Raw genomic sequence first — 23,746 nt, 5'->3', positions numbered from 1 at the left:
CCAACGACCGAGGTCGTTGGCTTATTTCCCGTTACTTGCCCGACTTCCAGCGGTCGTATGCGCCCTGATATACTTCCGCTATACGGTCCCCGCCCATCTTTTTGACCTGTGCCAAATACTTGTCCCAACCCGACATCGGCTCTTGTCCCGTCACGAACTTCGCTTCCATCTGCTGAACGTATGTGTCGAGGTCGGACAGCAAGGATGTAATTTCGCTTTGCTCGTCATTGGTCAGATATACGTTAGGGAACGGTGCCTTGCCGATTGGCTTCAGCTTTTCTTCGCTTTCCTTTTGAATCCAATTATCGAATTCAGTCGTAAGGCCGTTCGTTAGTTCGTTAATTTTGATACCCGGGGTTAAGATCCCGAAGTTTGGCGTAAGCGTGCCCCGGAAGTCTTCACGATCCTGACCGTTCGGAAGCTCGACCCATTCCTTCTCGTGAGTATCCTTGTTCTTGTACTTCCAGAGCGTGCCTTCAGGCCCTTGATTCATAAGCGTTGCGCCCTCGTAGCTGTATTGATAGTCAACCCAGCGCATGGTCGCCTCCGGATTCGGATCCTTGCTCGTAATGGCAAACGTTCCGTTGGCGGAGATGCCCGGATGCATGCCATAGACCGGCGTTCCCGCGATTTCGCTGCTGACCGGCGTCATAAGCGGATTATCCCCGCTAGGCTCGCCGCCAAGCGTGAAGTAAGGGAAATAGTCGTTAAACAACGCGATCTGGTTATTCTGGCCTTTCGCTTTTTTCTGGTCGGAGGTCTGCGAGAAGGTCTCGTGATCCAGCAGGTTCTCGTTCCACAAACGGTTCATGAACGTCAGGTACCCCTTATAGCCTTCCTCTTGCGGAGAGTAGTGGACCTTGCCATCCTTGTCGGCATAAATCTTCTCGTCATACATGCCCCAGAATCCAAAGAAGAACATGCGCAGATCGTCCAGCTTCACGGAAGTGAGCGGTATTTCGTCCTTCTTCCCGTTTCCGTTCGGATCCTCGTCCCTCACCCGCTTCAGGAGGTTGTATAGCTCCTCCGTCGTCTTCGGCAGCTCCTTCACGTTTAACGCCTTGAGGAATTTGCCGTTGTACCACATTGGACTGCGGTACCAGATAGCCGACAGATCGATGTACGGAAGAGCATACATATGTCCGTCAGGCGTCGTAAACGATTTGCGGATGTCCGGATGCTCGTCGAAAATTTTCTTGAGATTCGGCGCGTATCCTTCGTCAATATACTTCTCCAGCGGAATAAGCACGCCTTGCGTTCCGTACGTCACCTGTTCAGCCGGCGTCAAATCCGGAGCGTAGAGGACATCCGGCAGGTCTCCGCTCGCGAACACGAGGTTCTTCTTCGTGGAGAAACTGTCCAGCGGCGTCAATTGATAGGTGAACTTGATATTCGTCAGCTTTTCCATTTCCTTTAACGCCGGCATGGTGTTCCAGTCTGCTTTGCCCACGTCCTGCGACATCATCTTAAGAGTGATCGGCTTGTCAACGATAGGAAAGCCGTCTTTTTTTACGCCGCTATCGGTAGAAGCCTCGGGTGAAGAAGAATTTGCAGAAGAGGATGGCGAAGCGGAATTGTTGTTCTCATTGGAAGAGCTGCAGGCGGCCAGCATGCTGGCTGTCATGGTAACGCTGAGAATAACGGATGATGCCCTGGAAATCCTGTTCATGCAATACACACTCCCTTTTTTAGTTGAATGATATGGGAAGATCAGCCCTTAACGGAACCGATCATTACACCCTGAACGAAATAACGCTGCAAGAATGGATAAATCACGATGACCGGAATGGTGGCGACGATAATAACGGCGTATTTGACGAGCGCCGCAATCTCCGCCTTGCTGTTCATGGCGGTTGCCGAAGAGATATCGATCGCGCCGCCTCCTTGCGCCCCCATCTCCTGAAGTACCAGGATTTGACGCAATACAAGCTGCAGCGGATACTTTCCGGCCTCGTTCAGATAAATCAGCGCCGAGAAATAACTGTTCCAATTGCCTACCCCGTAAAACAACGCCATTACGGCGATGATCGGCAGCGAGAGCGGCAGAATGATTCTGAAAAACAGCCGCATATTCGAGCAGCCGTCAATCTGCGCGGCTTCCTGCAGCTCCTTCGGAATGGAGCTTTGAAAAAAGGTACGGGAAACGATTATATTCCAGATGGACGCGGCGGACGGAAGAACGATCGCCCACATCGAATTCATCATGCCTAGTTCCTTCACGAGGAGATAAGTTGGGATCAGACCGCCGCTGAAGAACATGGTAACCATAAACATGCCCATGAAGAAATTTCTCCCGACGAAATCTCTGCGGCTTAGCGCGTAAGCTGCCGGCAGCGTCACGAACAAGTTGATCGCCGTCCCAACCACCGTATAGATGATGGTATTTTCGTAGCCGATCCAGATATTGGTGTTCTTGAACACCATCTTGTAGCCTTCTAACGTAATGCCTTTCGGCCACAGCCACATCTCTCCCGAAGCCACGGCCTTCGGATCGCTGATGGATGCGCTGATCATATACACCAGCGGATAGAAGACGATCAGAAAGGCGAGAAAAACGTACAAGTAATTGCAAGCGAGAAAAATTTTATCGCCCCTGCTCTCTTTAATGCCATGGAACATGCGTCTCCCTCCTCTTTCATCGTAAGCATTCACTTTACCACAAGCTGTTCTCGCTCGTCCGACGAACGATCTGATTTACGGCTATCAGCAGAATGGCGTTTATTACGGAATTAAACAGGCCAACCGCTGCCGAGAAGCTGTATTGGGCATTCTCCAGACCGGAACGGTAGACGAAGGTAGCGATGACGTCGGAAGACTCCATATTAAGCGGATTTTGGAGCAACAAAATCTTTTCGAATCCAACCCCAAACAAGCTTCCCATGTTTAAAATTAGCAGAATGGTCATCGTCGGGATCAAGACGGGTATATTAATGTGGCGAATGCGCTGGAAACGCGAAGCCCCGTCGATAATGGCTGCTTCATGAAGTCCGGGATCCACGCCGGATAAAGCGGCCAAATAAATGATTGTCCCCCAGCCCGCGCTCTGCCACACATTCGAGAATACGTACATCGTCTTGAACCACTTGGGATCGGTAAGAAATTCCGGCGTGCCAAAGCCAAGCCATTGAATGACATGAACCAGAATTCCGGTAGACGGTGACAGGAAAGAAATGATCATCCCGGCCATAACAACAACCGATATAAAGTGAGGTGCGTAGGTGACCGTCTGGGCCATCTTTTTGAAAAAGCCGTTGCGTACTTCATTAAAGGCCAGCGCCAGTATGATCGGAATCGGAAAGCCAATCGCTAGATCATAGAGACTAACGCTCAGCGTATTCCAGATCAAATCCCAGAAATAATAGGATTGGAAGAACCGGTCAAAATGGTCCAATCCAACCCAAGGACTTCCTACTATTCCTTTGGTCGGAATAAACGATTTGAACGCGATCTGGACACCGTACATCGGCAGGTAACAAAAGATAAGAAAATAGAAAAACGCCGGTGCAACAAAAATGTACAATTCCCAGTTTTGCACGATCCTTCTTCCGAGCCGCTTGGTCGATGTCCCGGATCGTAGCGCCATGCTGCCCGTTGCGGCAGCCTTCGAATCTTGCATCGGATCACCTCTTCCAAATGGGTTCAAGTGCTCTCGCCGCGAAGGAACGTTTGCTCGTCCTTGTCAGCGCTTACTTCCGAGGATAGAGCATGGAGGCGGCCAGCGTAAATATGTCGTTTTCGTGAATGTTAAAAGCACCAGCCGTCAAGGCCGGAGCGATGATGACAATCGCTTCAGACAATCGGACAATATGTTATTTTCGCAGCGGGATTAGTCGCTCAGCCTGCCCTTGTCAAGATTAACATATCCGAAGACAACCGAAGACAAAGAAAAGCCGGGTCAACAAGGACCCGGCTTTCATTATTATAAGGGCAGCTTTTTCGTTCTGACAATGGATACATTCCCGGTTAGGGCTTCAGGCAGCTGAACATCAAGTTCAACATCCTCCGGAGCGGAGATTCGAAGGGACATGACCTCATTCGCGATGCTCCAGTCAACCTCGATGGTTCCTCCGTTAGGCAACGGAACGGCACCTCTTGCCCATTTCAAGTCGCATGGAGAAGGCTCGATTCTCACTTTGCTCCAGCCGCTGTCCAGACGTTTAACTCCAAGCACATTGCGTCCCAGGAAATAAGCCGGACCTGCCGACCACGCATGACAATGGCTGCGGGTAAGCAGATCGGCATTGGCGCGATTTTCCGTAAAATTCGGGTACATCTCCCAGCAGGTCGTTGCATCGTTTGCGATCATTAAGCCGTAATTGCGGCGGATATCGTCAAGCATGGCGGGGATATGCCGCATCGCTTCCAGCGCTTCATAGTAGAAGAATGACATAAACGGACTGCCGATCTGCACAAACGAAGCCGGAGGCTGAAGTAGATAGGATTCCAGCTTTGCTCTGCGCTCCCCTTGAGCGATGTCGCACAATAGAGCAACGACCTGCGTCTGCATGCTGTAGATATCCGAGCGCCGTCCGTCAGCATGAATGCAATCAAGGTAAGCTCCCCGCTCCTCATTCCATAAATGATCATTTATGGCTTGCTCCAGTAATACGGCCGCTTCGGCAAAAGAGACTCCTTCATCCGCTTTCCCTGCTTCGAGGGACATTTGTACCGCTTGACGGAGAGTCTTCGTCAGGAACAGATTCTGGTGGGTAACAACCCCTTCGTTCGGCTGGTCAATCGGCGCCCAGTCGAGCAGATTCCACCCCCGCATTTCGAGCAGCCCTTGCTCATTGATGTGAGTCAAATAATGCTCAAGCGTAAAGCGGACCTCAGGCCACATCTCGGCTGCAAAAGCCTTGTCTCCCGTATGCTCCACATATTCCATCGTCGCGAGTACCCAGAAGAACGTCCAGTTCGGAATAACGCTCGTCCAGCCGCTTGGCACCTGATCCATATATAGCGGGGATCTGTCCTTTGAGCCAGGAACAAGACGCAAGCAGCGTTTAACGATATCAAGCTCGCCAAAAATATAATAGTTAACCAATGCCTCGTTGCGGCTGTCTCCCACCCAGTAAGTCTGCTCGTAAGAAGGGCAATCCACAAACGTATCCTCCATGCAGTTCCGAGTCGTATGCTGGCTGATCGCCCAGATATCGTTCAGCAGCGGATCGGAGCTATGGAATGTTCCGGCTTCCGCAACCGGATAAGTGCTTTGCACCATATAGACCTCATGCAGCTTAACTGGCCCTGCCGCTCCCCTTATGGTCAGCACCGCATAACGGAACCCTCGCCGGACCGGCGATTCATATTGCTGCCGTCCTTCCCGGCAGACGTACCTGAACGTATTATCGAGACCAAATGTGTGCTGGCGGAAATCGGCTTTTAGATACTCAAGGCCATATACATCCACAACCGTCCCAGCCGGAGCTTCGATCTTGAAGCCAAAAAAGCCGGTCCGCTGCTTGCCAAGGTCAATGACGAGCTCGGTATCCCCATCCCGGAAACGCGGAATAACCGCATATTCCTGCGCCGCCGTTAGGCAGGCATTCAGACCAGACGGCAAGGTGTACCGCTCGGCTTCAGGACGCCATACATTGGAGCCAAATACGTCCTGCTCGGTATAATAAACGCCATCCAGAGGGCAGATCCAAGACCGAACGGAAGCCAGTCCCTCCATTGAAGCGGCTCCTGCCGCTTTTATATAGTTAGGCTCATTCCTGTCAATCTGCCTGTTTTCCCTTGTATCAATGTATTCTGTATCGTCAAAAGGTCCAATAAGCAGCCACGGCGTCTCCCCGGCCGAATCGGGAGAATAAAGCGAGAACTTCTGCTCCGAATGGATCGCTACGTGGTAAGCCCCCCCATGATCCCCTTGGGTAATATCAAGCAGAAGGAAATGCTCGCCGGCTTCCAGAGCTACCTCATAGTAGCGTTCCGGATCGTTGCCATAACTCTTCTCGATCCGTTGTCCGTCAATCCACAGCTTCTCGCCGCGGGATTGCAAAATGCCAACCGTCACTTGGCCTGCTTCAGCCAGTGAAAGCGTCGTAGCGATGTAGCCCATATATTGAATAGGATTGGCGTGCTCCACCGAACCGGGAACCATTGCGTTGCGAAGGTCGATAGCTGCCGTCCAGGCAGGCGGCTTCACCCGCTGGAAGGACTCGATGCGGGAAGGATACAGCTTTTCTTCCGTCAGAAACGGGATATCGCGGGGAATCAGCTTTTTCCACGGACCTTCCCCGACTTCAGCTACGTTTGCAGCCTGCAACCAGGAAGAATCGTCGTAGATTGTCTCCGTCCAATCGCCATCCGATTCCCTCGCATCGTAAATTTCCGCAAAGCCTTGCTGACAGGACATGCGCGGAGCTGCGGAATGATGACCTCTCAGCTTCTCCGTCTTCCAGGACGAATCCGTTGCTGCCAGCACGTCATCGCCTGAAGCGATTTCCGCAAGCAGCCCGCCTTTCCCCCTCAAGTAATAGAAGTTGGTTACGCCAAAATGCAGCACAAGAACGGCAATCGTGTTCCTGTCGCCGGGCTGAAGCAAATGACCAATGGAATAAGTATCGTAAAATTGCTCTTCCGGCCAAGAACGGACCGGACCTCTGCCGATTTGCACCCCGTTTACATAAGCGACGTATCTCGAATCCGCGCTAATTCGCAGCTGGGTATCCTCGGCTCCATCTGCCGTCACGTCAAACGTCGAGCGGAAGCAGCGCCATTCGTTACGCGGGCTTTCCTCATTCCCTCCCCATATCCATCGAGCCTTCCAAGCCGTTTCCTTCATTATCTTTTCCTCCTAGTTCTATTAAAATCATTTTCTGACTGCTTCTCCCTCGCAACCTAATTCCAGTTATTGGCGTTAAAGGAATAGAGCTCATACCTTTAACTATCAAGGAGGAATAGGTTTGTCGAACAAGCTAATGGGTGCAGCAGCGATTATTACAAATACCGAAGGCAAGGTGTTGCTGGTCAAGCATAGTTATGGCAAGAATAATTGGGATCTGCCGGGAGGCAAATCGGAAGCTAACGAGTCCGCACAGCAGACCGCCGCAAGAGAAGTGGTCGAGGAGACCGGGCTGACGGTCGAGATTGGGGCTTTAACGGGTATCTATTACGACCCGGATTATGACATGCACCACTTTGTTTTTTTGGCGGATATCGATGGAGATCAGCATCCCATACCAAGCTCACCGGAAATACTCGAATGCCGCTATTGCGATCCCGATAATCTCCCGCGGCCAATCAGCGATTTTACCTGCAACCGAATCCTCCATGCGCTGGATTCAAACCGCAAGTCTCTCTTCCATTCCATTGGCCCAAGGCAATGGATTTGAATTCCGTTAAAAAACAAAGCTCCTTCGCATCCAGCTCATACTGGCATTAGAGGGAGCTTTATTTTGTTTCTTATTTTCTGCCAAAGGCTTGCTGGATGAGTTCCACTTCCTGAATTGTCAGCGGCTCTCCCGCTGCCTTCGCGTTGGATTCCACTTGACGGATATTTTTGAAGCCGGGAATGACGCATGCATTGGGAGACTGTGCCAGTGCATATTGAATAGCTGCTCTAACCAGATCCTGCGTGCTATCTCCGAAATGCTCTTTAAGAGGCTGAAGCTGTCTGCGGATCTCGAGCAAGCGTTCCTTGGAATAAGAATGGTTCGTTGAACGGATATCCCCTTCTCCGAACTTAGGAGGATGCTCCGGATCGAATTTATCCAGCAGCAAGCCTTGGGCAAGCGGTCCGAACAGCACCATGCCTAGGTTTTGCTCTTCCGCCCAGCGGAACAGATTGGTGTTCTCCCGATCAAATTCATTGCCGAAAGCGTTGTAATGGAACTGCAGCACATCCGGACGGGTTACCGGGCATACCCGCATAAAATCGGCATAGCTGTAAGCGGATTGGCCAATCACGCGGACCTTGCCTTCCTTCTGAAGGTCGCGCATCGTATCGGCTGCTTCCTCCAGATAGCGGTCGTTCGGGCCAAAGTTCGTATTATGGAAATAATAGAGATCAACATGATCCGTTCCGAGATTCGTAAGAGTCTGCTCCAGCTGGTGGCGGATATGTACCGGCTGCATCGCGTTAGGAGCGGTTCCTCTGAACCAACCTACCTTTGAGGCTACAATGACGGATTCGCGAGGAACATCCTTCATGAACTGTCCGATTACCCGCTCCGAATGACCGTCGCCATATACATCCGCTGTATCCATATGGTTAATGCCAAGCTCATGCGCTCTGCGCAAGCCGGCAAGAGACTCGTTGTCATCATTGCCCGACCAGCCAACGGGTTCACCGTCCCGCCACGATGGCCCGCCAATCGCCCAGCAGCCCAAGCTGATCTCGCTTACCTTCAACCCGGATCGTCCTAGTACACGGTATTCCATGATTATCACCTCTAAGTGAAATATGAATATTTGATATAACATATGATTCCATTCATTATAGCATTAGAGATTTTACGGAATAAGAAGTGAAAAAATATTTACTTAGTTACTCCAGGATACTGTGGGATTGCGACATCAATATGAAGAGAATTCGCCTTAAACCACTATAAAAATCCCCTCCCGGCTACCGGAAGGGGATGCTGTCTCAGGATGATGGTCGTTTACCCTCGAAACAGGAATACTTGCTTTACGTAACTTAAAAAATGAACATCCATGTACGATGACATACGTTTGTTTAGATCGCGATATTCCTCCAGTATGTCGGAATGGCGTTTATTTCGTTCATCGATCTGCCTATCAAAGTGATGAAGCTCGTTCTCAAGCCGGATTCTGGCAGCCTCCAATTCACTCGTTAAGGAATCCAGCTCAGGATGATGGGTCTGCTTGATCACATTTAACCTTTCCTGCGCTACGGTTTTATACGTTTGTTCCGCATCGGTTAATTTTGACTTTCGATCCTTATACTTTAACGCTATGGCAGAGATTTCACTGTGAGGAAGAACTGCAGGAATTTTAGTTCGATACTTGCGTTCGACTTTTCTTTTCCAGTCGACCAGCGCCTTCGCTTGAGACCGGCTCATGCCTACATGAACCGAACCGCCGTTTTTTAAAATCAAATAGGCCCTATCGATTTGTTTGCGGCCATAGGACTGATTGATCGTAATGTCCATAAAATCGGCCGGCGTTCGAATTCCGTTCGTTCTTAAGCGGCGTTTCATTTCATCGTCGATCTCCGGAATTTTTTCCTGACTTATCTTATGTTTAATTAGTTGCTCTTCCAGCCATGTTTTTTGGAACGAAGCCAATTTGCTGGACAGCTCCGTTTTTTCCTCATGGTCAATGTTCCGTCTTTCGCCGAATAACCCGTTTAAATGAATATGAAGCTCCTTCTCCACCGCTTCCTTTTCATGCCTTTCCCGATAAACCGCTTCCTCGAGCCTTTGTACGCAATCGTATATCAATTGCTCTTCCATTTGACTAAAGTTTTGCTTGCTATCGTTTAATCCGTTCAATTCGCTACTCAATTCGGACAGGGCAAGCTCCAGCTTTGTTATATTTTCGCACGTGGCTCTCTTTTCCTGGACGGCAGGAACCTTTCCGTAACGCCAGCTTAAAAAAGCCATCTCCGTTCCAAAACCTATAATTGAACAGATGAATAGCGCTGCGACCGGGGAACTGCTGTACAACGTAACCGCGGCTATCGCTGCTGCGAGTAAAATCAGGTAGGAAACGAAGCTGTCCTGCAAAAACAAATACGTTGGTCTCTTCTTGTGCGGCGCCCTGTCCAACGTAATATGGTCCAACACCCATGACGTTCCGCCGGAATACGAAGCTTCTGGCGGCGATATGGCGGCAACCTTCCTTGGCTTCCGCTTCAAGAACCGATCATACAAGACGATTAGTGAAGTCTTAAATGCCATATTTCGGGAGATGGACGAGATATGGAGGCTTGAAGGCTGCATATCCCTCCCCTCAGAATCGGGATCGGGGAGTCTAGGCACCTCCGGCACTTCCATTGCCGCGAATGAGCGAAGGGCGTTCGCGGACTTGCGTACCGCTTCTTCTTCAACCATCGTCAGTAATTCGAACGCCCGTGAAACATCCGGACTAACAAAGTCATTCCGTCGAAAAAGAAGGCTTTCCTCCGCCTCACCCGCTTCAAGCGAATGCCATAATGAGGGATCCGAACGAACAGCTGCGATCGATATCCAAACTACCCATGCCGAAAAATGATCGATATAGGGGCCGAAATGCCCTTCATTCCTTTCCGGGTGCTGATAGTTTCGATGACCGAGCTCGTTGCTTGGCATGCCGCTTAAAGCAGGGACATACATCCCGTCGTAGTCGATCAGAATAATTTCATTATTGTTGATCAATATATTTCCATGCTGCAAGTCGCCATGCCCAATATTGGCCGAGCACAGCTCGCGGGTCATTAATATCCATTTATCGGAGAGTTCTTGCAGCAGGTCGGCACGATGCAAATTCCGCCCCATGTAATCGAGCAGCGACTCTCCTTCCACCCACTGCATTTTTACAATCGGAAACCACTGACCGTTAATGTTGATGCCTTCGGAAAGATATTCGAATGGGACGAGATAAGGAAGAGGATTGGAGCGTAAATGCAAGCTGATGGCATCGTAACGGATCTTCTGATCCTTCACATTGTTAGTGAAACACCTGACCGCCCACTCTCGATCGCCGCACTTCATTTTGTATACGCTGGCGAAGCTTCCCGATATCGGACGGGGGAGGCCGAGCTTATCCAGTTCAGGAAGGCCAGCCTGCAGATCCGGGTCCTTGAAGCAGATACGCGGGTTTTGGATGGCCTCCCTATAATCTTGCGGAGTGGGCCAGAACAATAGCCTCACTTCCCTTTAACCAGTTTTAGACGAATGAACGTAACATCATCATTCCTAAGATAGAAATAGCCTTCACGATGAGGCCGCCGTCTTTCTTCATGCACGAGATGATTAAAGTCGCGCTCGCCATCTATCTTTTGTATGATCCTTATTACGTTGCTATCTTCCTTGTATCGAGTGAGCAGCCAGCAGGCTAGGGCATCGGTCATCAACCAGAACTCGTCTCCCGCTTCGGCGGTACCGCTCCATTTGCGAACAAACGTTTGAAGCTGAACGTTATTGGCCGCGTTACTCGAGATGAGAACCGGTCGACGCCCAAAATCATCGGCTGTGCCTAAAGGAAAGGAGGCGATCATCGTCTCCTCTCGAACATGAAAAATACAGCTGTCGCCGACCGCGATCGCGTCAAATGCCGCGGACTGGGCATTCATCGGAAATTCGAACGTGATCCCCGCTAATGTGGAAAACGCCCCGCTGCTGAGCTTCTCTTGCGCATACCAGGGGAGAATTTTGCCGCTCATTTTTTTCTGCCAGGCTTTCGATAAGGGGGAGACTGATCTATGGATCTGCCTATCTCCCAATCTGCCAAGGCAATAGCCCTTTACGAGCAGTCTCGCCCACAGTTCAGCAAAGGAGGACTCACTAGCCCCATCGGCTATAGCGAATCTGCAACATGTCGTCTCCTTGTGAACATGCGTGCTGCTATGGGAGGCATCCTCGTATTCATCGCTGCGATTTCCTGCCTTCGGCAATAAAAAACGTTCGCTTTCGATTCGCATAGCTGAAGCTCTATCGCAGATTGGCCGGACGCGTACCGATATCAAGCGCCTGGATCACGAGAGTTAAATCCGCATTAAGCACAAAACCTCTCGCTCCATCAGAAAGATTCAAGTCGTATTCCTGATTGGCGACTCGGATCATAAAAGGCGTCAGCGAACTTGAGCCTTCGTAAAGCATCCTGGAATACGCGTCGGGCAGCGCATCCGCGGTTTCCGGAAAGCGGAGATCCACCGCGCTCGGACTATCGGAAATGTGCAGGTTGAAGAGCAGGACATTTCCGTCATCGGTTGAGAGTGCTCTTAGTTGTTCCATTTCAAGTGTTGGATCGCCGTCGGTCGATTCCCCATCCGTGATATGAATGACAACCGGCGGAAAACAATGCGTGTACTCGCTGATCCATTGAGTCAGAACGGTTTGAGCCGTTCTCATTGCTTCGCACATCGGCGTGCCTCCGTTTGCTACGGGCTCAAACCAGACCGGAAACTTGACGAGTTGATCAACCAGTCCTCCTGCCCCATCCGGCACTTTTTTCAACCGCTTATCCAGCTTTGACGGGTTATCCGCAATTTCGCTAATCGGCACCACTTCTTTCCCCGCTAAAACACCTCCGAACGCAGGACCGACACCGGCGCCGTAGCCAATTACGCCGACATGATAGTAATCGCGTATCCCTTCCGACTTCGCGCACTTGATAACGAGATTTTGCAATAACCGGTTGATGGCGTCCGAAACGCTCTCGGACTTCGTGCTTGCCCCGAATGGATCAGACATCGACCCGGATTGGTCGATAATAAACAAGATACACGACGGATTCGAACGGCTGATTTCAGCTGAATACATACGCTCACCCCTCATAATAGATACATATTTATACCTATTCGAAAGGGGACAAAGTATTGACAATAAAAAAGCAGCTGGCGTAGAAGAACTGCGACAACTGCTTACTCTACTTGCGCATTTTAATTAACAAGCGATTTACCCAATATTCGTTCTAATACATTCAACAATTTTTCATTCTGACCGAAATAACTTACAACCAGTTTATCTCTTATATATAAATGCGGTATTCCAGTAAAATCTATTGCTGGACTTGTGTATATAGGTATTTTTTCTTCAACTGATTTTTCTACGTCCTCCGGGACTTCAATGTGAACCCGCTCGCTTTCATCCACCAACAAAATCGTGTACTTCTTTGTATCCAAATTTGGTGTTTCTTTTTTTACTTCTTTCGTAATATCGTTCACTTTAAGGTCATAGCCCTTGAGTTCCCTTATGAATTTTGCCGTGTTAGAGTTGTCAACATTTAAGACTGTTAGGCTGATAAGCATTATAATCCCAATTACAGCAGACGCAAAAATGCCTTTTTTCACTTTACCCTCCTTTGAGCGGTGAAAACTAAATGAAATCCTTTATCCATTTCCGTGAAATTCAGATATTTTCTTACCTTCTCTACATTCTTTCCATTACCCACTCCAGCAAGCGAATAGTGCCAGACTTTAGTGCCAAAGTAATCATTAAAGGCAATATCTAAATCATTTAGGATACGGTACGCATACTGAATAGCTTTCAGGTCCTCACGCATGACACCGAACTTAAGAAGGTTTTGAGCATTTTGTAAATCCTCTCTTAAAAAGTCACTTGAAAGCGGCGGAACGCCATCCAATTTGCCCTCGGCATCCTTTAACTGTTCTTTATCAGAACCCGTGAATTGAAACTCCTGATCCGCACCCCAGCCGAGTAAATCTTCTAATATCCCATGAACTTCTGCAATAGTTGCTTTAACCTCTAACGGCACCTCATTTAGCATAGGTTTACTTTCAGGTGAGATGACTACCCCATCATCCCCATAGTAGGTGCGTTCGGTATATTGGATGCATAAAACAACGGATACAACTACAATAGCAATAACGGCCAATTCCCCAAGTTTAGACATCTTCACATTCCATCACCAGCCTAAAATGTTTCATGCGTTCCAAAAAGATATAATCCACATTTTACCATAATTTACACAAGCGCGATACTTAATCAGCCCTACAGCATATAGAGAAAAACGTATGCATGATTGAATAATGAAGTAGTTCTAGTGAATAATCTATACGATTGAAGAGCGACCAAGCTCAAGAGGGCCTATGCGAGTATGCAAAGCCTGCTTGAGCTTGGGTTGTTGTCTATCAATATAGTTGATTAACCAACACTGTTTTTATTTGCAAACATAAAATAAGTTATCAGTCCAGGGGGTGTGTAAATGGATTGTCATAACAAGAAAACTACTATTAAAAAACATCCTGTTTATTACAAAAAGAAATCGGCCAACAAATCGGCCAACAAATGTATCCGTCTGAAAATAGTGCTGCTCGAAGGCAACTCTGGACCCATGGGTCCTATAGGCCATTCAGGTCCTGCAGGACCTGAGGGGCTTCAGGGACCAACAGGACCTCAGGGACTAACAGGGGAAAGAGGGCTTCAAGGAGCTCCAGGGCCTCAGGGTTTACCGGGCGGACTGCTTGCGTTCTATGACTTTATCGAGATTCCGGACCCGATGGTTCCTGGAAGTTCGCCTATTGAAACCGTTACGCTTCCGATCTTTCCTGCAGAAACCGGACCAGAAATTGTCGTCAGTGATCAATTCCTTTCTCTCGATAATATTGATGTTTCTAGTAGAATCGAGCTGCAAGTTACAATCGTGTGGAGTTTTAGTTTTATTTCCTTGACCGCCCCTGAACTTGCTACAGCAAGTCAGAAAATGAATTTCAGCATTTTCAGAGACATTCCCTTATTCGGCCAGCGCATCTGCACGACTGTAGATTCTGGTAAGATTACTCAAATTAACCTTGAGGGAACGGGAACGACATTGATTAGCGGCACCGTTACAACATCGTTTGAATGTACCGATACACAAGTAGCAGGGCCGAGCGCTACTTATTATTTGACTGCAGCTTCCGGAGTCGCGTCAGGACTTAATGCTCAATTTAATGGTCCACCTGTCCCCATCACCAACTTTATGAATCCAACCATTAACGAAATTCACTTCAGCGGGAAGGTCATCCGTCCTAATTCAAACTAATTGTCTGAGGAGAAGTGTATGTTATGAAGTGTGTTGTACCTCGCCACCGCAAAAAAAAGAACAAGAAAATATGCCGGCGCCGATCGCACAAAGTTAGAATCATTACTCGTCAAGGCCCGCCTGGTCCTAGCGGACCGCCAGGGCCAACTGGTGCGGTTGGCTCTAATGGATCTGTAGGGCTTCAAGGAGATGTCGGGCCGACCGGTTCACAAGGCCCTGCTGGCCCTCAAGGCTTGCCTGGTCCTTCAGGTGTAGGTTTGCTGACTTCTTTCGATTCCTTTGAAATCCCAGATCCGATGGTCACCGGAGCACCTCCAATCACCAGTGTTACACTCCCGATTGCCACCGCTGCATTTGGTCCCGAGACACAAATAAGTGATCGATTCATTACGCTAAATACTATTAATTTGGGCAGCCGGATACCAATAAGCGCCACCATTGTGTGGAGCTTCTCCTATTTAAGCGAAAATGCTCCTGAGTTATCTATTTCAAGCCAAGTCATGCAATTCAGTATCTACCGTGATGCACCTCTAACCGGCGAACGAATTTGTTCGGTAATAGATTCCGGGAGCATAACCCAAATTAACTCAGAGGGTATGGGTCCGACTGTTATTACAGGAAGGTTCACGACAACGTTTCAATGTACCGATACAGCTGTCAGCAGCGCCACCGCCAACTATTATTTGACAGTCGCAGCAGGGTCGGCTTCGGGTTTCAACGTCTCAACTGAAAGTGGCATGCCTACCCCTATTACTAATTTTACTAATCCAGTCATCAATGAGATCCATCTCAGCGGAGAAGTGATTGGTCCGAATGTTCTCTAATTGTTACAGTTAGACGATAAATAAACCGCCAAGGCATGCGTCTTGGCGGTTTATCTATGCCCAGGCTTCTTAACACAACAAATTGCCGAATACCTACGTACAAAAGAAGTGCCTGAGGAGGTGTGATAACTAATGTTCCTGCGAGTTCAATGCTCCGTTTCTTTAGAAACCAATTGTTCTAAAGAAATCGGATAATATTCATTTATTCCTCTGTAAGCAACAAGCAGGCCCTTCTCTTCGCTAAGCGACGAGACTGATTAAATTGTTATCGGGGTCCTTTATGATCGCATATCGCTCTCCCCACGGTGTATCTCGCGGCTCGAGGTAGCCGTCATACCCAAGCGTCGTCAACTGACGGTACACGTCATCCAGCGCTTCGTTGCTGGAGAACTGAAAGGCGAGCTCGGTCCGGTAGCCGACAGGATCTTCCCAGCCTTCAAAAACACGCTTTACCGATTCCACCATATCGAATGCAAACACAATTCCTTCTTGCTCCACGTCTACGTGATGCGCTTCGTCGGCGCCGTCTGGAATAGTCAGCCCCAGCACGCGATAAAAATCCAACGCCCTCTTCATCTCTTCCACATAAATCGCGACTCGTTTCAACATTACCGTCATGCTCTGCAGCTCCCCTCGCCTTGCTTGATTTCACTCCCATTATAGTAATTGTCCCTCATTGCAAAATAGTAAAAAACGGACTTCCTCACTCCTGCTTGGTCAGCCGTTTGAGTGGAAGTCCGTAATATCGCTTAAAAACGCCGGCGAAGTGCGACTGATCGTAGTACCCGTGTTGAAGCGCCAAATCCGTCATGTTGAAATAGTCTCCGCTGTACAATTCCTCCAGCACGCTTTGAAAGCGGACGATGCCGAGCATCTCCTTCGGGCTGAGGCCAAGCTCCAGTTCAAAGGCCCTTCGCAGATGCCTCTCACTGAAGTTCACTTTATCCGCCAAATCCGTTACGGAAAGATTACCTTTAACCTCGTATATATACTGCATGCTCTGGTAGATCAAAGTGGGGGCAGGTGCCTCGGTCGCAGCCAGTATTCGGCCCAATTGCTGCTCTACGACCTCGATCCTGTCTGGTAACGATTGGGCAGTCAGCAGCTTTTCAACCCAATCGAGAGCCTCTTGACCCCAGAGATCTTCCAAAAACACACGCTTTGCCGTTATTTTCGATATAGGAGACTTCAGGATCGTGCGGGCCGACTCCGAATACAGCCGGATGCCCCATACCGAGCGTGCTTTTGCAAATTGCAAAACTTCGACTTGTGTCGTTAGCCCTACGACATAAGCGGCCTGCCTGCTTGATGAAGCGAACAGGTCCACTATAATATCGACACAGCCATCGGGGATGACTCGATGTCCCGGATTTCCCGGTACCGGCACGAAATCCACCGTCCAATAGGCAGCTACATGCGACGCCAGGCGACGGCTCGGCGCAAACTCCCGGAAGTTGTGCGAGAGGTTATGCAACTGCGGCTGCAATTGTGGAGCATGCAAGGGGCGGTAAGGATGGCTCATCTGCACTTCTTCCTCCTATTACGTGAAAAATTTGAGATTATGAATGTTTATAAAGGAAAGACAGCTTGATCACGAGTTCATCATCCGTATTTCCTTCCCCAATTCTCGGACCATTCTTTATAAGTCAGTCCAGTCACTTCCTCTAATGTTTACCGTCAAGTGAGAAAGGCACTCCCATTAAAAGCACTTTTCCTTGAACAGGGAATCCAGTTCCGTTTAAAGATACTGGTATTCAAGACAGATTGAATTTATCAAGTCATCTAAGGAACCAATCCTCTGTTCAACTGAATCTACATGATAAAAAGTACATGTATTTCCGATTTTGTTCAGATCATTAGTCGAGGAGTATAAATAAATTTTCTTTCCTGCTCCCAGAGCTATTCCCAACTCGACATGACTCCCTTTGCCTGCTGGAAACATGACAATTACAACATCTGCAGCTAAAACCCCTGAAACTTCTTCTTGGCCAATTTTACGGAGTTTAGTGATGGAGTCTATTTTCGAATGTATTGTCCAGTCGTATGTATGTTGAAAACCACATGCTTTCAAAATCTCAGCGACTTCACGCACATTTTCTATGTTTCTAAGACTGGACGCTATATAAAACTTCATTTCGTCCCCCCATTTCGGCCTTCAATACATACAGTTAAATATTTACATATATTGCAAAATTCCTGCACGTTAACAGTAAAGAAAGCTGCCGTGGCAGCAGCTTTTTTTAGGTGGTTTTTAATTTTGAATCTCAATATCATGTTCAATACACCATTCAATCACCAATTCCTTTATCTTGTTTTCCTTGTAGGTATACCATTGCTTATCAATGCCAAATTCTATTATTTTATCTTTAAATCTGCGAAATGCGCCTTTCCCAATAATTGCGGTATTTAATGCTTTATTGATCTCTTTATCTTCAAGATTCCTAATGAACTCTTCTATGAGTTCATATTCGTTGAAGTCGTTTTTCAACGTAAAGTCAACATATTTCCCTTGTTCATCCTCAAGAATGCAAATTGCCCTTTGAATGTTCTCTCTTTGCCATTCCGGGAATTTTTCAAGCGGCCATTCATCCTCAGCAACTCTAATTTCGTCTCTAGTTAACGTGATCACTTCCCCTGTTGTAACGTCTATAAAAGTAAACGTATCATCTAAATCAATTTCAATCTCGCCGACTAATTCATCCAAATTGACGGGTTTCTTCACCACTGAAATCATCCTTTCCTACTCATTAGCAGGGTTCTTATTTCAACAAACGTTCTCAAGTCCGTATTAAAAGTGTACCCATTATTACATTAGCCACCTGATTGTATGTTCCTTTACAAATTTCTCTCAAACAATAACCCGAGTTGTTCAGCCAAGACATGATGCGGGATCGGCTTGTCATTTATAAACCACCACTCCACTACCCCCACGAATGCGGATGCTACGAATCTCACTATTACCTCATCTTTTAATCCCTGGTTCTTTCCCGTGGTGACGTCTACCTCTTGCTTAAATTGTTCGATAAGAAAGTCAAGAAACCGAGTGCGAAAATATGGAGCTCCTTTACTCGCTAGCATTAACGAAAAGAACGAATAATTTCGTTCGAAATATTCGGTCCATAGCGGTGAGCCGCTAAAATAGTCTAGATCTGCTCCCATTATGCAAATTTCCCGGAGCTCATTAATATGCGACTCAACAAGCTTATCGAGTAAATCATATTTGTCTAAGTAATGAAGGTAAATGGTCCCTCTACTCACATTGGCCCGGTCGGATATGTCTCGAATCGTAATGTCATCGAAATTCTTTTCAGACATCAAATCTATTACAGCGGCCTTGATTGCTTCTTGCGTTTTGCCTATTCTTCGATCCGTTTTAGACATAAGATTCTCCAACTTTCAAGAAATAATAAACAATATTTTAACCTGTGTTCACTAATTAACAAATTGCTCTGATCTAACAATTGCGGGTTTTCTGCACCCGAGTATAATTATATACATGTTCACAAATGTATCAACATTCATTAATGGACTACTGTTGAATTATGAGTAGAGATTTGATGCTGCAGGTCTGTCACCGGGCCTACGGAGTTATTGAAAAGATCAAACAAAAAAATTGGAGGAATTATACATGCAAAATTATATGAAAATGGACGTCACCTTCGAGAGTGCGGGAGTAAAGATTGCCGGCCATCTATACAGCCCAAAAGGAGATGTTGACGGTCCGCGCCCGGCGATAGTAATCGGGCATCCAGGCACCGCGGTAAAGGAGCAGAGCGCGGGACTCTATGCGAAACGCCTTGCCGAGCAAGGACTCATCACACTTACCTTTGATGCAGCCTATCAGGGAGAAAGTGGAGGCGAGCCAAGGGGGCTTGAGGATCCCTACCATCGAGTAGAGGACTTTAAATCCGCCGTCTCGTTCCTTAGCATACGCAAAGAAGTCGACCCGGAGCGAATCGGTGCGCTTGGCATCTGCGCCTCTGGTGGTTACGTTATTCCGGCCACGGTTACCGACCACCGCATTAAGGCCGTAGCCACTGTTAGCGCGGCCGACATCCATCTTCAATTCCGTAACGGAAGTGACGGCAAACAAGACCCTGCCATCTTCAAGAGCATGCTCAATGCAGCGGCGCAGGCTCGAACATCGGAAGCCCGCGGGGAAGGAATCAGCATGTTTCCGATTTTTCCTGAAACCGAAGATCAAGCTCGCGCAATGGGTGATCTGCACGCCTTCGAGGGATGGGAATACTACTGCACTGACCGCGCGCAGCATCAACGTTCGGCTAAGTTCTTTACATGGAACAGTATTGACCGAATCGCTTATTTTGAGGCGTTCCGGTTCATTGAGCAGATTTCTCCTCGTCCACTCCTCATGATCGCAGGAAATCAAGCGGTCACGTCGTGGATGACAACCGAAGCAATTGCGAAAGCAAAAGAGCCAAAGGAACTGTTCTGGTTAGATGGCGCCACCCATGTCGATACTTACGACAAAGACGAGTATGTAACGATTGCAGTTTTGAAGCTCGCTGAGTTTTTCCATACAAATCTATCCCAATCAGGCTTGATTTAAGATAGACGATCATAAAGTTAGGCTTGTATTGAAAAGAGAGATAAAGAAATAGCGGCATTCTTGGACAAAATTGATATGCTCCCCTTGCAGTTAGGTTTATTTTCTCACCTGTCTACCATAGGGGGAGCCTATCATTATCATCCAGTCGCTGCCGCTTGTTTATGGAGCTATAGTTTCCCGATAGTTGTGAAAGCCGTAAAAGCAACTCCACTTTCGTCTTTCCGCTCAACTCTCGAGGTTAAGAAGAAAATGCCGTGTGCTATGATAGGCGTCTTTCCATCCCATCTTCGCATAGAATCGTAGTCCGTCGAGTCCCTTGAAATAATAAGCGCCAATTAGCCGTTCTTTGAAGTTAGGTATCGTGATGCCACATTTGGCTTGAAAACCTTGGTACGCCTTAATGGCGCCGCTCCACGGCATATGCCGATCGAGAATCGCTAGGTCCACGAGGGAGTCGCCGTATATAAAGTTACCGTCAATGATGCCGGTAATACAATCGCCATTCGACAAGATATTCCACTGGTGAAAGTCCCCGTGTATAAAACCTCTGTGTGGTTCGTTATACGATATGCAGCTCATCAAGCGGTTATAGATTTCTTCATAAACGTCTCGCTCTAAGCAAGAAGTTCGATAAAGGTCGTGCCAGTTTTCCCAGAACGTCCCGGTCTGATCCTCCGCGTTGCACGCAATGACGAAGTCTTTCCAGGATGCGTAAGTTCCGTTGCCATCAGGCCCGATCCACCCAAATCCGTTTGTTGATCCGACGTCCACGCCAGCCAGTTTGGTAAGGATACTGATAAGCTCAGGTAAGTGAGAGGCCTGTTGCTCTACCGTGTAATCAGCTAGATTGCGTCCACCCATCCGTTCCATGATGATATAAGCCAACGGACCGTATTTCCCCAGCGCTAAGCATCTCGGAAAAGTAATGCCTTGAACGGACAGCAAGTCAGAGACAAAGCCTTCCGTCTGATAAGCGCCTTCCAATTCGCTGAATTTGACGACGTATCCATTGCCTTCATGAACAAAGGAAAACACAGTGCTCAAGTTGCCCCCAGTCAATGGGGTTATTTCGGCCGCACCTGGCCCAAAATGCTTCCGCAACACTTCCTCGATTTCACTTACGGCCAATTTTGGTTTTTCATATACGGTCATGGTCCCAGCCCCTGTTCTCAATAGCAATATATAATCATTTTAGCACCTCTCAAGTTATTAAAAAGGGTAGATAATAATTACAACTATTCTGCCCTGCTGCTGAATGAAAAGAAGCAGCTGCCGCGGCGGCAACTGCTCCCTGGATCGCTGAACTAACGTTTCTCGGGTAAAGAATTACTGTGATACGGTTTCCTCCGCACTAGCTGAAACGGCAAGTTATTCGTCTGTCGGATTAATTGAGGAAAATTAAAAAAAGACCTGTCACCTGTAAGTAAGGCGATTGACTCAGTTCCAAAAATATTTCATCTTCCTATACCCAACATCCCATATTTTTTCGTTCCCCTCAATCGTTATCGTGAGCTCGCTCCCCGCTTCGACAGGAATCTCGCATATAGCCGTGAACAGTTCCGGATAACGACGTTGATCCTCTCCAGAGCCGGTCATTACCTCGCTCCCATTAACGGAAACACGGATGCTTCCGGAATGATCCGTTTGATCAGGTATTCCGTAATAAAAGGAGAAAATAAACTTCTCCTTATACGTATATGTGAACGTTTCTAAATTTTTACCTTCGACGCCATACATATTATAACCGGGTTTTACGTTTTGACCGCTAATTTTAAAGCTATTCGTTTGTTTTCCCATTGCTGAATTTCCGGAGCTGTCTTTCAATTCGTTTATCGCCACAAAGGGACCTTCTTCTTTGGTGAACGCTTTATCTACAATCCCACACAATCCCCATACCCCTAATAAAAGAACCATGCAGGAAATCGCGGTCATCGCAATATTGCGCCAACCGTTTTTTGAGCGAACACCAAGCTTGTATGCCCCAAAACCTACTGCTGCGCCTAATGAGTTTCGAATGGCGTCGTTAACATCGAAGCTGCCGAGCAACGTTAGTGCCTGTATGGTTTCCATTAAGAGAATCGACAGAAAGAACAATGTAATGAATCTAACAAAGGTGATCCGATATAACAATGGGATCAATATGCCGAAAGGAATGAAGGCTGCGAGGTTTCCAAATCCTACAAAATCCATCAGGGTAGGATCTAGAAGATCAGATATACTTGGCAACTTAAAGAAATCTTCCGGTAAAAAAATAAAGGTGTAGCCAGTCGTTCGCTCTGCGGCGCCTACTCTACCGAAAGCGAGAAATAAAAAATAAATAATCAAAATAGTATAGAGTATGGTTATGGTAGAAAGAATCTTACGTTGTTGTGACATGATTAACTCCTTTGTGGGGGACGTACTGCAAAACTGAACTTACTGCCTCAACTCATTTTTACCGCATGCCTATATAACTGCCCTTTACTTCTATTATAGTGGGTCATCCTCATCGTTCCCCTCCTTCACATAAATCAATAAAAAACATCTCTTTTATAAAGACGCAAAAATTTATTGTTTTATAACGTTATCCTGTCCCTTTTCTTCAACAAAAAAATGGCAACTGATCATCTGGATCAGCTGCCATTTTGTTTTTCTATAAGGATGTAATGATTTTTCTCTTTAAGTCTAACAAATAGGTATTCTAATTCATACTGTTCAGGAGTTTTCATTGCAGGCCTCCTTAATCAATTCTCTTTAATTTTCACTCAATAATACCACATATTGAAATTCATCTACCCTTTACTTTAATGGTGGCGGTTCTCTTGGGGAGAATCCGCTACTAACAAAGGGTATGCGTTACCTCGATTGCTCCGCGAACAGCAAGTCGCTTTATTACCCACCTGAGCGTTGGAAACGGGTATAAGAAAAACCACCAGGGCACAATGCCTTGGCGGTTTATTTATCGTTGATCTAATGTATATTCTTTGTCAGCACCTTCAGACGGTCCGACTTACACAGTTTAGTCATGAATATCAGTTAAACACAATCGATAGATATTTTTATAGTTTAACCATTATAAAAAATTATAAACATCTACCATGTACTTATTGGACTAGCATTCCCAGTTTGCTTATTAAATCAGCGAAATCCATTCACCCTGTATGACTCAATTACATCAACGAAATATGGATAAACATGTCTTACGTTTTCTGAATAGCCGGCGAGTAAAATACGTCACTATGCATATGCTTGATTTTGTCCCAGTTACCAGGATTCATTGTGTCTGGAGAGCGGTGCTCCAGAATGGCCTGATATAGTAGGGTTTTTTGTTCCAAATGGGCAACATGCTGTTTGGCTTCTTCAAGCCTAGCGACTGCCTCCTTTTTATGCTCCATCATGAGTGAATAGCGTTGCGAGAGGGTCGTATCCCCTTCAAGACAGAGATCAACGTACATTTTGATAACTTCGATCGGCATCCCGGATTGCTTGAGGCATTTGATGCCATGCAGCCAGTTGATCGATTCATCATCAAACATCCGAATATTGTTTTTGTTACGTTGTACGCTTGGCACCAGACCTTTATCCGTGTAAAAGCGTACTGCGTGCTCAGTGAGTCCCGTTATTTGAACGGCTTCTTTTACTGTATGCATGTGAAATCCCCCTTGAAAAATAAATAATATAACAGCTTGACTTCGTGTAACACGAAGGTTCTAAGCTT

General features: G+C 47.3%; 22 protein-coding genes. 4 read left to right on the top strand and 18 right to left on the bottom strand.

Annotated elements, in window-relative coordinates:
- Positions 1–31: 31 nt before the first annotated feature.
- The 4 genes from WFJ73_RS00225 to WFJ73_RS00210 all read right to left on the bottom strand — a co-directional run bounded on the left by WFJ73_RS00225 (position 32) and on the right by WFJ73_RS00210 (position 6,790).
- Positions 32–1,669, bottom strand: coding sequence for an ABC transporter substrate-binding protein (locus WFJ73_RS00225; RefSeq protein WP_336770887.1), 1,638 nt, complete (start codon positions 1,667–1,669; stop codon positions 32–34).
- 41 nt (positions 1,670–1,710) lie between these two features.
- Positions 1,711–2,619, bottom strand: coding sequence for a carbohydrate ABC transporter permease (locus WFJ73_RS00220; RefSeq protein WP_015843103.1), 909 nt, complete (start codon positions 2,617–2,619; stop codon positions 1,711–1,713).
- A gap of 34 nt (positions 2,620–2,653) precedes the next feature.
- On the bottom strand, positions 2,654–3,583 hold the full coding sequence (locus WFJ73_RS00215; protein ID WP_442955918.1) for an ABC transporter permease: 930 nt from the start codon (positions 3,581–3,583) through the stop codon (positions 2,654–2,656).
- Positions 3,584–3,919: 336 nt separating this feature from the next.
- Positions 3,920–6,790: a family 78 glycoside hydrolase catalytic domain gene (locus WFJ73_RS00210; RefSeq protein WP_336770882.1), complete on the bottom strand. Its 2,871-nt coding sequence runs from the start codon at positions 6,788–6,790 to the stop codon at positions 3,920–3,922.
- 121 nt (positions 6,791–6,911) lie between these two features.
- On the opposite strand from WFJ73_RS00210, the gene WFJ73_RS00205 reads away from it, so the two are divergent.
- Positions 6,912–7,340 carry an NUDIX hydrolase gene (locus WFJ73_RS00205; protein WP_336770881.1) on the top strand — a complete coding sequence of 143 codons (429 nt, stop codon included), beginning with the start codon at positions 6,912–6,914 and terminating at the stop codon, positions 7,338–7,340.
- Between the two features lie 70 nt (positions 7,341–7,410).
- Here the strand turns inward: WFJ73_RS00205 and WFJ73_RS00200 are convergent, their stop codons facing one another.
- From WFJ73_RS00200 to WFJ73_RS00175, 6 genes are all read right to left on the bottom strand, one after another.
- Positions 7,411–8,388, bottom strand: a complete 978-nt coding sequence (locus tag WFJ73_RS00200; protein ID WP_336770879.1) for an aldo/keto reductase — start codon at positions 8,386–8,388, stop codon at positions 7,411–7,413.
- Positions 8,389–8,609: 221 nt separating this feature from the next.
- On the bottom strand, positions 8,610–10,811 hold the full coding sequence (locus WFJ73_RS00195) for a hypothetical protein (RefSeq protein WP_336770878.1): 2,202 nt from the start codon (positions 10,809–10,811) through the stop codon (positions 8,610–8,612).
- Positions 10,812–10,816: 5 nt separating this feature from the next.
- Positions 10,817–11,590 (bottom strand): hypothetical protein, encoded by a 774-nt coding sequence (locus tag WFJ73_RS00190; protein ID WP_336770876.1) that lies wholly within the window; start codon positions 11,588–11,590, stop codon positions 10,817–10,819.
- A gap of 10 nt (positions 11,591–11,600) precedes the next feature.
- Positions 11,601–12,431 (bottom strand): vWA domain-containing protein, encoded by an 831-nt coding sequence (locus tag WFJ73_RS00185; protein ID WP_336770874.1) that lies wholly within the window; start codon positions 12,429–12,431, stop codon positions 11,601–11,603.
- 119 nt (positions 12,432–12,550) lie between these two features.
- Complete coding sequence (locus WFJ73_RS00180; RefSeq protein ID WP_336770872.1) at positions 12,551–12,961, bottom strand: hypothetical protein; 411 nt, start codon at positions 12,959–12,961, stop codon at positions 12,551–12,553.
- On the bottom strand, positions 12,958–13,524 hold the full coding sequence (locus WFJ73_RS00175) for a hypothetical protein (RefSeq protein WP_336770869.1): 567 nt from the start codon (positions 13,522–13,524) through the stop codon (positions 12,958–12,960). Before WFJ73_RS00175 ends, WFJ73_RS00180 begins: the two co-directional genes overlap by 4 nt.
- A gap of 312 nt (positions 13,525–13,836) precedes the next feature.
- On the opposite strand from WFJ73_RS00175, the gene WFJ73_RS00170 reads away from it, so the two are divergent.
- Positions 13,837–14,655 (top strand): collagen-like triple helix repeat-containing protein, encoded by an 819-nt coding sequence (locus tag WFJ73_RS00170; RefSeq protein ID WP_336770868.1) that lies wholly within the window; start codon positions 13,837–13,839, stop codon positions 14,653–14,655.
- Positions 14,656–14,678: 23 nt separating this feature from the next.
- Positions 14,679–15,479 (top strand): hypothetical protein, encoded by an 801-nt coding sequence (locus WFJ73_RS00165; RefSeq protein WP_336770867.1) that lies wholly within the window; start codon positions 14,679–14,681, stop codon positions 15,477–15,479.
- A gap of 240 nt (positions 15,480–15,719) precedes the next feature.
- Here WFJ73_RS00165 and WFJ73_RS00160 read toward each other — a convergent pair whose 3' ends face one another.
- The 5 genes from WFJ73_RS00160 to WFJ73_RS00140 form a co-directional block, all read right to left on the bottom strand.
- Positions 15,720–16,097: a VOC family protein gene (locus tag WFJ73_RS00160; RefSeq protein WP_336770865.1), complete on the bottom strand. Its 378-nt coding sequence runs from the start codon at positions 16,095–16,097 to the stop codon at positions 15,720–15,722.
- An 85-nt stretch (positions 16,098–16,182) separates the two neighbouring features.
- Positions 16,183–17,001, bottom strand: coding sequence for a helix-turn-helix domain-containing protein (locus tag WFJ73_RS00155; RefSeq protein ID WP_336770863.1), 819 nt, complete (start codon positions 16,999–17,001; stop codon positions 16,183–16,185).
- A gap of 216 nt (positions 17,002–17,217) precedes the next feature.
- The gene (locus WFJ73_RS00150) at positions 17,218–17,613 is read right to left on the bottom strand and encodes a nucleoside 2-deoxyribosyltransferase (protein ID WP_336770860.1); all 396 of its coding nucleotides are present in this window, start codon (positions 17,611–17,613) and stop codon (positions 17,218–17,220) included.
- A gap of 117 nt (positions 17,614–17,730) precedes the next feature.
- Positions 17,731–18,201 (bottom strand): UPF0158 family protein, encoded by a 471-nt coding sequence (locus tag WFJ73_RS00145; RefSeq protein ID WP_336770858.1) that lies wholly within the window; start codon positions 18,199–18,201, stop codon positions 17,731–17,733.
- 113 nt (positions 18,202–18,314) lie between these two features.
- Complete coding sequence (locus tag WFJ73_RS00140; RefSeq protein ID WP_336770857.1) at positions 18,315–18,860, bottom strand: TetR/AcrR family transcriptional regulator; 546 nt, start codon at positions 18,858–18,860, stop codon at positions 18,315–18,317.
- 247 nt (positions 18,861–19,107) lie between these two features.
- On the opposite strand from WFJ73_RS00140, the gene WFJ73_RS00135 reads away from it, so the two are divergent.
- Positions 19,108–20,049, top strand: a complete 942-nt coding sequence (locus WFJ73_RS00135; protein ID WP_336770856.1) for an alpha/beta hydrolase — start codon at positions 19,108–19,110, stop codon at positions 20,047–20,049.
- A gap of 225 nt (positions 20,050–20,274) precedes the next feature.
- Here WFJ73_RS00135 and WFJ73_RS00130 read toward each other — a convergent pair whose 3' ends face one another.
- The 3 genes from WFJ73_RS00130 to WFJ73_RS00120 all read right to left on the bottom strand — a co-directional run bounded on the left by WFJ73_RS00130 (position 20,275) and on the right by WFJ73_RS00120 (position 23,678).
- A complete protein-coding gene (locus WFJ73_RS00130) occupies positions 20,275–21,201 on the bottom strand; it encodes a phosphotransferase family protein (protein ID WP_336770855.1) in 927 nt (308 codons plus the stop codon).
- Positions 21,202–21,486: 285 nt separating this feature from the next.
- Positions 21,487–22,425 (bottom strand): VanZ family protein, encoded by a 939-nt coding sequence (locus tag WFJ73_RS00125; RefSeq protein WP_336770854.1) that lies wholly within the window; start codon positions 22,423–22,425, stop codon positions 21,487–21,489.
- A gap of 803 nt (positions 22,426–23,228) precedes the next feature.
- A complete protein-coding gene (locus WFJ73_RS00120) occupies positions 23,229–23,678 on the bottom strand; it encodes a MerR family transcriptional regulator (protein WP_336770853.1) in 450 nt (149 codons plus the stop codon).
- Positions 23,679–23,746 lie beyond the last annotated feature (68 nt).

It is taken from the genome of Paenibacillus sp. MMO-58, assembly GCF_037146255.1.
Lineage (GTDB): Bacteria > Bacillota > Bacilli > Paenibacillales > Paenibacillaceae > Pristimantibacillus.
Note: the sequence above shows the minus strand (reverse complement) of the source record. Positions and strands in the feature narration are given on the sequence as shown.